At 39.6% G+C, this 255-nt stretch carries 1 protein-coding gene; it reads left to right on the forward strand.

Translation table 11 applies throughout. The annotated features are described in order from the left end of the window. Positions 1-32: 32 nt before the first annotated feature. The coding region (locus Q8G36_RS28850) for a helix-turn-helix domain-containing protein (protein WP_305275382.1) at positions 33-255 on the forward strand (223 nt) is incomplete at its 3' end.

Genomic DNA, 255 nt, shown 5'->3' on the forward strand with positions numbered 1-255 from the left:
CTTTGCACTTTAAACTAGAAGTACTTAAATATATGAACGAATATGGGGCATCGATCAACGAGACCGCTGTACACTATAACCTTCCTTCCGATTCTACACTTTTGAATTGGGCAAATCAGTTTAAGGATGGAGGTATAGACGCCCTTAAACCAAAGAAAAAGGGGCGTCTATCCATGAAAAAAGAAACTAAGAAAAAATCGCCAGCTAATGGCTCTCAAGAAGCACTTCTTGCCGAATTAGAATACTTACGTGCAG

It is taken from the genome of Peribacillus frigoritolerans (assembly GCF_030676415.1).
Lineage (GTDB): Bacteria > Bacillota > Bacilli > Bacillales > DSM-1321 > Peribacillus > Peribacillus frigoritolerans_A.